Raw genomic sequence first — 8409 nt, forward strand, 5'->3', positions numbered from 1 at the left:
CGGCGCGTTTCGCCGGAGATAGGATCGCTCCACTCGCCGCACAGATGGACCTGGACAACACCTTCCCGCGGGCGCTGTGGCCCGAGATGGGGGCGCTTGGTCTGCACGGCATCACCGTCGAGGAGGAGTACGGCGGCGTCGGCCTGGGCTACCTGGAGCATGTGGTGGCGATGGAGGAGGTCTCCCGCGCCTCCGCCTCGGTCGGCCTGTCCTACGGCGCCCATTCCAACCTCTGCGTCAACCAGATCAAGCTGAACGGCAGCGCCGAACAGAAGCGCCGCTATTTGCCGAAGCTGATCTCGGGCGAGCATGTCGGCGCGCTGGCGATGTCCGAGCCGGGGGCCGGGTCCGACGTCGTCGGGATGAAGCTGAAGGCCGAGAAGCGGGGCGACCGCTACGTGCTGAACGGCACCAAGATGTGGATCACCAACGGGCCGGATGCCGACACGCTGGTGGTCTACGCCAAGACCGACCCGGCCGCCGGGCCGCGCGGCATCACCGCCTTCCTGGTCGAAAAGGGGTTCAAGGGCTTCTCAACCGCCCAGAAGCTCGACAAGCTCGGCATGCGCGGCTCCAACACCTGCGAGCTGGTGTTCCAGGACTGCGAGGTGCCGGAGGAGAATGTGCTCGGCCAGGTCGGGTCGGGCGTGCGGGTGCTGATGAGCGGCCTGGACTATGAGCGCGCGGTGCTGGCCGGCGGCCCGCTGGGCATCATGCAGGCCTGCCTCGACATCGTCCTGCCCTATGTCCGCGACCGCAAGCAGTTCGGCCGGGCGATCGGCGAATTCCAGCTGATGCAGGGCAAGGTGGCCGACATGTATGTCGCGCTGAACACCAGCCGCGCCTACGTCTACGCCGTCGGCCATGCCTGCGACCGCGGCCGGGTGACCCGGCAGGACGCGGCCGGCGCCATCCTCTACGCCGCGGAAAAGGCGACCTGGATGGCGCTGCAGGCGATCCAGGCCCTGGGCGGCAATGGCTATATCAACGAATTCGCCACCGGCCGGCTGCTGCGCGACGCCAAGCTGTATGAGATCGGTGCCGGCACCTCCGAGGTCCGGCGCATGCTGATCGGCCGCGAGGTGATCGGGCTCAAGGGCTGACGGGTCGGCGAACGAAACGGGGAGGGGACGGGACATGATGTCGTTGAGAAAGCGGATGCTGGTCGCGGCCGTGCTGTTGCAGCCGGTGATATCAGGCGGGGCGCTGGCGCAGACGACGGGCGCAGTCGCCGGCAAGGCGGCGATCAAGGCCCTGATCGGCAACACGCTCGTCTTCGCCACGCCCGACGATCCCGGCGTCAAGGTCTCCCTTTACGTCCTGCCGGACAGGACCGGCCGGTACGCCAAGGATGGCGGCGACACCACCGAGAAACCGGAATCCGTCCAATGGTCGGTCCGGGAGGACGGCATGTTCTGCGTGGCCGCAACCGGGGCGGCACCCCAGGACGGGGATTGCGCTGCGATCTCGATTGCCGGTGACGACGTGACCCTGAAATCCAAGAACGACCCGGCCATCTCCGGCAAGCTCCTGAAGGGCAACCCCCGCAAGCTGTAGCGGGGCGGCCGGCCTGTCACGCCGGCCGCCCTTCCGGGACCGATTTGTCGCCAAGCCTATTTGTCGAAGGTGGTCAGGGTCGCGCCGTCGTCGCCGATCGCGACCACCACCAGCTTCGCCGGCTCCGTGGTGCTGGCGTTCTCGCTGATGCCATGGGCCGAGTTCGGCTGTTCGATCCAGAACTGGCCGGCATGGAACACCTCGGTCGGGCCGCCATTGACCTGGGACCGGATGGCGCCGGACACGACATAGGCGAACAGCGTGGCCGAGGCGGCGTGGTGATGCGCCGGTGTGCTGCCGCCCGGCGCGTAGTCGACGGTCAGCGCGGTCAGCGTCTTGCCCGGGATGTTCGCCAGCTTCTGCTCCGCCAGCGCGGTGATGGCCTGGCCGCGGGCATCCATCGTCCCGGCGGCCAGGGCGGTCCAGGCCTGGCCGCCGGCGAAGCCCAGCGCCAGCATTCCGGCCAGGGCCGCCGTGGCGAAGACTCGCTTGGAATTCGAGGTCATGTCGTCTCTCCAGGAAAGGCCGGGGCCGCGCATCGCGTCCGTGCCCGTTCGGAGACAGAGACGAGACAGCCCGCACGGATGTGACGGTGCCTGGAAACTCGCTGTCAGGTCCTGTTGCACCGCCCGCCGCTTTCTGCACACTTGACCGATTGGTCAGAACGACAAGAAACAGGGGGCATACATGCAGGGACGAGTCGGGCAGGGACGAATCGGGCGCCGCGCATTGCTCGGCGTGGCCGCGCTGGCGCTGAGTGCCGCGGCGCTGCCGCAGGCGCGGGCGGCGGACAAGCTGGCGGTGGCGGCGGTCTATACGGTGCCGGTCGAGCAGCAATGGGTCAGCCGGCTGCACAAGGCGCTGAAGGCGGCGCAGGACCGGGGCGAGATCGACTACGTCTATTCCGAGAATGTGTCGAACACCGACTATGAGCGCGTGATGCGCGAATATGCCGAAGGCGGCAAGAAGCTGATCATCGGCGAGGCCTTCGGGGTCGAGCGCGGAGCCCGCGCCGTGGCCAAGGACTACCCCGACACCGCCTTCCTGATGGGCTCCAGCCTGCCGCCGGCCGCGCCGAACTTCTCGGTCTTCGACAACTACATCCAGGACGCCTCGTACCTCACCGGCATGGTCGCCGGGCTGAAGACCAAATCGAACACCATCGGCATGGTCGGCGGCTATCCGATCCCGGAGGTCAACCGGCTGATGCACGCCTTCATGGACGGCGTGCTGGCGGTGAACCCGCAAGCCAAGTTCTCGATCACCTTCATCGGCTCCTGGTACGACCCGCCCAAGGCCAAGGAAGCGGCCTTCGCCATGGTCGACGCCGGTGCCGACGTGCTTTACGCCGAGCGCTACGGCGTCTCCGACGCGGCGAAGGAGCGCAAGGTGCTCGCCATCGGCAACGTCATCGACACCCAGTCGGAATACCCCGGCACCGTGGTGGCCAGCGCGCTGTGGCAGATGGAGCCGACCATCGACCGCGCCCTCAAGGCTGTGGCCGGCGGCAGCTGGAAGGCCGAGGATTACGGCCCCTACAGCAGCATGAAGGCCGGCGGCGCCTCGCTCGCGGCGCTCGACCCGAAGCTGGTCGACCAGGCCATCATCGACAAGGTCACCGCCCGGCAGAAGGAGATCGAAAGCGGCGCCTTCACGGTCAAGGTCGACGACAGCGAGCCGAAGCCGACGCCGTGACGGTGTCTTCCGATATGGGTGATGCCTCGCAGGCCACGCTGGCCCTGCGTCTGCGCGGCATCACCCGGCGCTTCGGCGCCCTGGTCGCCAATGACGGCATCGACCTGGACCTCGCCCGCGGTGAGGTGCTGGCGCTGCTGGGCGAGAACGGCGCCGGCAAGACCACGCTGATGAACATCCTGTTCGGCCATTACGTCGCCGACGCCGGCACGGTGGAGGTCGCCGATGCCGGCGGGCGGCTGGTGCCGCTGCCCGCCGGGTCGCCGCAGGCGGCGCTGGCGGCCGGGATCGGCATGGTGCACCAGCATTTCGCCCTGGCCGACAATCTCAGCGTGTTCGACAACATCGTCCTCGGCTCCGAATCGCTGTGGCGGCCGGCCCGGCGGCAGGGGGCGGCGCGGGCGCGGCTGGCGGCGCTGATCGAGGCGTCGGGCCTGGCCGTGCCGCTCGACGCCGCCGTCGCGGCGCTGTCGGTCGGCGAACGCCAGCGGGTCGAGATCCTGAAGGCGCTGTACCGCGACGCCCGCATCCTGATCCTGGACGAACCGACGGCGGTGCTGACGCCGCAGGAGGCCGAGGGGCTGTTCGCGACGCTGCGGCGGCTGGCGGCGCAGGGCCTCGCCATCGTCTTCATCTCGCACAAGTTGGCCGAGGTGCTGGCGATCAGCCAGCGCGTCGTCGTGCTGCGCGGCGGCCGGGTCGTTGCCCGGATGGCGACGGCGGCGGTCGACCGCGCCGCTTTGGCCGAAGCGATGGTCGGGCGCCAGGTGCCTTCGGTGCAGAGGCGCCCGGCCGCACCCGGCGCCGCCGTGCTGGCGCTGGAGGGCGTCGGGCTGCGCGGCGCCGATGGCCGACCGCGTCTCGACGGCGTGTCGCTGCAGGTCCGGAGCGGCGAGGTGCTCGGCATCGCCGGCGTGTCCGGCAACGGCCAGGCGGCGCTGGCGGAGCTGGTGTCGGGGCTGGCGGTGCCGCAGTCCGGCCGGATGACGCTGTTCGACCGCCCCGCCCCGGGGGGCACGCCGGCGGCCATGGTCGCGGCTGGCGTCGGCCGCATCCCGGAGGATCGCCACCGGGACGGCGTGGTCGGCGACATGGCGGTGTGGGAGACCATCGCGCTGGAGGATTATCGCCGGCCCGAGGCCCAGCGCTGGGGCCTGCTGCGCCGCGGCGCGCTGCGCGACCGGGCGCGCCGGCTGATCGGGGCCTATGATGTGCGATGCCAGGGGCCGGAGGCGCGGACGCGGCTGCTCTCGGGCGGCAACATCCAGAAGCTGATCCTCGGCCGGGTGCTGGACCGGTCGCCCGGCCTGGTGCTGGCCTGCCAGCCGACCCGCGGCCTCGATGTCGGCGCCGTCGCCGAGATCCATGCCCGCCTGCTGGCCGCGCGCGATCGCGGCGCCGGGGTGCTGCTGGTCTCGGAGGATCTGGACGAGCTGTTCGCCCTGTCCGACCGCATCGCCGTGCTGTATCGCGGCCGCCTCACCGCGGCGCGCGACACCGGCGCCCTCACCATCCGCGCACTCGGCCTGATGATGGCGGGGCAGGAGCCGGCGCATGCGGCTTGAACCGCGCGAGCGCGCCTCATCCCTGCTGGTGCTCGGCACCTCGGTCGCCGCCGCCGTGCTGGCGCTGGCGCTCTGCGCCATCCCGCTGCTGTGGGCCGGTGCGCCGGTGCTCGATGCCTACCGGGTGATGGCGGAAGGCGCCTTCGGCTCGCGCTTCGCCATCGCCGAGACCCTGTCGCGGGCGACGCCGTTGATCCTGACCGGCCTGGCCGCCACCGTCGCCTTCCGGGCCAAGCTGTGGAACATTGGCGCCGAGGGCCAGCTCTATCTCGGTGCGCTGGCGGCGGCGGCGCTGGGCTCCGGCGCGCTCGACCTGCCCGCCTGGGCCCTGTTGCCGCTGGTGCTGGTCGCCGGCGCGGCGGCGGGGGCCGTCTGGATGCTGGGGCCGACCCTGCTCAAGACCCGGCTCGGCGTCGACGAGGTGGTGACCACGCTGCTGCTGAACTTCGTGGTGCTGCTGTTCGTGTCGATGATGCTGGAAGGGCCGATGAAGGACCCGATGGGCATGGGCTGGCCGCAATCGGCGCCGCTGCTCGACGCCGCCGCCCTGCCGAAGCTGATCCCGCGCACCCGCATCCATGCCGGGCTGCTGATCGCCGTGGCCGCCGCCGTGCTGGTCTGGCTGATGACCACGCACACAATCTGGGGCTTCGAGATGCGGGCGACCGGCGCCAACCCGGCCGCGGCGCGCTTCGCCGGCATGCCGGTCGGCCGGGTGATGCTGCGGGTCGGGCTGATCTCCGGCGCCCTGGCCGGCTTGGCCGGGGTGGGGGAGGTGGCGGGGCTGAAGGGCTACCTGACCCTCGACCTGTCGCCGGGCTATGGCTATGCCGGCATCGTCGTCGCCATGCTGGCGCAGCTGCATGCGCTTGGCGTGCTGCTGGCGGCGCTGTTCGTCGCCGCGGTGTTCGTCGGTGCCGACAGCATGAGCCGGGCGATCGGCGTCTCCAGCTACATCGCCAATCTGATCGTCGCCACTTCGCTGCTGACCGTACTGCTGTCCAGCGTCCTCCTGCGCTACCGGGTGAGGTGGCGATGAGCGCAGTGCCCGACATCCTGCTGGCCGCCAGCTTCTGGGCGGCGGCGCTGCGGATCGCCACGCCGCTGATCTTCGGCACGCTGGGTGAGCTGATCTGCGAACGCGCCGGGGTGCTGAACCTCGGCATCGAAGGCATCTTCACCGCCGGCGCCATGGCCGGCTGGATGTGGGTGTACCAGGGCGGCGACCTGTGGACCGGGGTGCTGTTCGCGGCCGGGGTGGGGGCCGCCTTCGGCCTGCTGCACGCGCTGCTGACCGTGCCGCTGGGCCTGTCGCAGCACGTCACCGGCATCGGCGTCACCCTGCTGGCCAGCAGCCTGTCCTATTTCACCTACCGCATGGTGCTGCCCAACGCCTCGACCCCGCCACGGATCGAACCGTTCCAGCCGCTGGCGCTGCCCGGCCTGTCCGACCTGCCCTGGATCGGGCCGGTGTTGTTCCAGCAGACGCCGCTGACCTATCTGGCGCTGTTCGCCGTCGCTCTGGCAGCCTATGTCCTGTACCGCACCCCGCTCGGCCTCGCCCTGCGCGCGGTGGGCGAGAACCCGGCCGCGGCCGAGGCGCAGGGCATCAGCGTCGTCGCGGTCCGCATCGGTGCTGTCATGGCCGGGTCGGCGCTGATGGCGGTCGGCGGCGCCTTCCTGACCATGTCGGCCTTCAACGCCTTCTTCTTCGAGATGGTGGCCGGGCGCGGCTGGGTGTGCATCGCGCTGGTGGTCTTCTCCTCCTGGCGGCCGGGCAAGGCGCTGCTCGGCGCCGTGCTGTTCGGCGCCTTCGACGCCTTCCAGGTCCGGCTGCAGCAGCTGGCCGGAGGGGCCGTGCCGTACCAGCTGTTCCTGATGCTGCCCTACCTCCTCAGCATCGCGGCGCTGATCGTGATGTCGCCCCGCGCCGCCGTGCCCAAGGCTTTGATGGTGCCGTATAGGAAGGGAGAGAGGTAGGCGGCCCCCTATCCCCGCAGGTTCAACAAGCGTAATCTACCGGGATATTTCGATAGGAGATTTAATATGAGCATTTCTGTACATCAGAATCCCGATGGTACATTCACGGTGACCTGCGGGGATGCCTCCGTGATCGTCGGGCCGGTATCGGCGCCTGCCATCGCGGCACCTGCTTGGACCTCGACGGGTAAAAACATTATCTTCTCCATTCGCACCAAAGATCAGGATGATGGAAGTCCGGTCGTTGGAGATGTGGATCGTATCGAAAATACCTTGGCGTCGATCTTTCTGTCCCCTTCAGGCGCCTTCAGCACAATGAAGATTGGTTGGACCGGAAGAAAGTCGCTCGACATTGATGATTTGACGCGACGGGTGGAGAGTTCTGTTGGTGTCGGACCGATCGGCATCATTATTCAGGCCATCGATGATGGAATTTGAGCGCCATTGGGGATGAGCAGCACAGATCCGTTCGGCCCGGCGCGAGACAATCTGCGCGACACGATCAAGTGGCTCGCGACTGCGCTTGGCGCGCTCGCGGTGGCCCTGGTTGCCGGGCTTTCTTTGGGCAGCCTTGCCGATCTTGAAGGGCGCCCCTTGTATCTTGCCTTGCTGGGCGGGGCAGTTGGCATCGTTTGTGTCATCCTGATTATATGGATCTTTCTTGGGCTTTTGATCCCAGAGCCGTTCGTTCTGGATGACGTTTTGAAAGATGCAGCAGAAGATCAAGATTTCAGAAGAAACGCTTCCGAACTCCTGCCTGCCGAACTCAGAAATGATCTGGCTGGGTTTGTGAAGCGCAGAAAGTGGTATATAGAGTTAATATATCAAAATAGCGCGAACGCTCAGGCTTGTCAGCAGGAAAAGAATTTCATAGAATCCACTAATGTATTTGCAGATAGCATTTTAAGTTTTGGAAGATTGTCTAGAACGTCGCGAAATTTGAAGGCTAGACAAGGAGATATTGGATTTCTTCTGTTTTTTGGACTGCTTGGCCTTGGTTTCTTTGTCGTCAATACGGCGTCCGGCAAGTCCCAGGCCTCCAGCCCCATCGCGGCGCTGCCGGTGGAATTGGTGCCGGGCCCGGCTTGGGGCGGGCTGGCTCAGGCCTTCTCCGGTACATGCGGGGATGTCGCCGCGATCAAGGCGGAGATTGTGGGGCTGCCGCAGCCAGGCTGGATGACACTTAAGCTGTTGGCACCAGAGGGCTGTGCTGGGCTCTCGATCGATGTGCCCGCGCGGATTACCGCTTCTCCCGCTGCCGCAGTCGGTGTTCCCGCATCGGCAGCTCATTGAGAGGCGGCGCGGCAACGCGGCCTTGTCCCCCGGGGCGGATTTCGTGCTAGGGAAGGGCAGAATGCGAGCCGGTCGCAAAGCGGGAGTCTGGGAATGAGCGAAGCGCTGCGCCTCTATGTCGGGTACGATTCGCGTGAGGACATCGCCTGGCAGGTGTGCCGGTATTCGGTGCAGCAGAACGCGTCGAAGCCGGTCGAGGTGACGCCGCTGAAGCTGCCGGAGCTGCGGGCCCAGGGCATCTACACCCGGCCGGTCGACACGCTGGGGTCGACCGAATTCACCTTCAGCCGCTTCCTGGTGCCGGCGCTGGCCGGCTTCG

At 67.9% G+C, this 8409-nt stretch carries 10 protein-coding genes; 9 read left to right on the plus strand and 1 reads right to left on the minus strand.

The features are described 5' to 3' along the window. Together AC3XYG_RS06185 and AC3XYG_RS06190 are read left to right on the plus strand one after the other, a co-directional pair. The coding region (locus tag AC3XYG_RS06185; RefSeq protein WP_489138936.1) for an isovaleryl-CoA dehydrogenase at positions 1-1103 on the plus strand (1103 nt) is incomplete at its 5' end. A gap of 34 nt (positions 1104-1137) precedes the next feature. Next, positions 1138-1557 (plus strand): hypothetical protein, encoded by a 420-nt coding sequence (locus AC3XYG_RS06190; protein WP_489138937.1) that lies wholly within the window; start codon positions 1138-1140, stop codon positions 1555-1557. A gap of 56 nt (positions 1558-1613) precedes the next feature. Here AC3XYG_RS06190 and AC3XYG_RS06195 read toward each other — a convergent pair whose 3' ends face one another. After that, on the minus strand, positions 1614-2063 hold the full coding sequence (locus AC3XYG_RS06195; protein WP_489138938.1) for a cupin domain-containing protein: 450 nt from the start codon (positions 2061-2063) through the stop codon (positions 1614-1616). 181 nt (positions 2064-2244) lie between these two features. Here AC3XYG_RS06195 and AC3XYG_RS06200 point away from each other — a divergent pair, with 181 nt between their 5' ends. The 7 genes from AC3XYG_RS06200 to AC3XYG_RS06230 all read left to right on the plus strand — a co-directional run. Then, positions 2245-3252, plus strand: coding sequence for a BMP family protein (locus AC3XYG_RS06200; RefSeq protein ID WP_489138939.1), 1008 nt, complete (start codon positions 2245-2247; stop codon positions 3250-3252). Beyond that, a complete protein-coding gene (locus AC3XYG_RS06205) occupies positions 3249-4817 on the plus strand; it encodes an ABC transporter ATP-binding protein (protein ID WP_489138940.1) in 1569 nt (522 codons plus the stop codon). The genes AC3XYG_RS06200 and AC3XYG_RS06205 overlap by 4 nt, the downstream gene beginning before the upstream one ends. After that, positions 4807-5856, plus strand: coding sequence for an ABC transporter permease (locus AC3XYG_RS06210; RefSeq protein ID WP_489138941.1), 1050 nt, complete (start codon positions 4807-4809; stop codon positions 5854-5856). The genes AC3XYG_RS06205 and AC3XYG_RS06210 overlap by 11 nt, the downstream gene beginning before the upstream one ends. Then, positions 5853-6797, plus strand: a complete 945-nt coding sequence (locus AC3XYG_RS06215) for an ABC transporter permease (protein WP_489138942.1) — start codon at positions 5853-5855, stop codon at positions 6795-6797. The genes AC3XYG_RS06210 and AC3XYG_RS06215 overlap by 4 nt, the downstream gene beginning before the upstream one ends. Before the next feature lie 66 nt (positions 6798-6863). Beyond that, positions 6864-7235, plus strand: a complete 372-nt coding sequence (locus tag AC3XYG_RS06220; protein ID WP_489138943.1) for a hypothetical protein — start codon at positions 6864-6866, stop codon at positions 7233-7235. 12 nt (positions 7236-7247) lie between these two features. Further along, complete coding sequence (locus AC3XYG_RS06225; protein ID WP_489138944.1) at positions 7248-8090, plus strand: hypothetical protein; 843 nt, start codon at positions 7248-7250, stop codon at positions 8088-8090. Between the two features lie 93 nt (positions 8091-8183). Further along, positions 8184-8409: hypothetical protein (locus AC3XYG_RS06230; protein ID WP_489138945.1), on the plus strand; the 226-nt coding region annotated here is incomplete at its 3' end.

This window comes from Inquilinus sp. (assembly GCF_057815775.1).

Excerpts from the sequence above, each read along its gene's own strand:
- AC3XYG_RS06190 (WP_489138937.1), top strand. The coding sequence starts at position 1,138 with ATGATGTCGTTGAGAAAGCGGATGCTGGTCGCGGCCGTGCTGTTGCAG.
- AC3XYG_RS06195 (WP_489138938.1), bottom strand. The coding sequence starts at position 2,063 with ATGACCTCGAATTCCAAGCGAGTCTTCGCCACGGCGGCCCTGGCCGGA.
- AC3XYG_RS06200 (WP_489138939.1), top strand. The coding sequence starts at position 2,245 with ATGCAGGGACGAGTCGGGCAGGGACGAATCGGGCGCCGCGCATTGCTC.
- AC3XYG_RS06210 (WP_489138941.1), top strand. The coding sequence starts at position 4,807 with ATGCGGCTTGAACCGCGCGAGCGCGCCTCATCCCTGCTGGTGCTCGGC.
- AC3XYG_RS06215 (WP_489138942.1), top strand. The coding sequence starts at position 5,853 with ATGAGCGCAGTGCCCGACATCCTGCTGGCCGCCAGCTTCTGGGCGGCG.
- AC3XYG_RS06220 (WP_489138943.1), top strand. The coding sequence starts at position 6,864 with ATGAGCATTTCTGTACATCAGAATCCCGATGGTACATTCACGGTGACC.
- AC3XYG_RS06225 (WP_489138944.1), top strand. The coding sequence starts at position 7,248 with ATGAGCAGCACAGATCCGTTCGGCCCGGCGCGAGACAATCTGCGCGAC.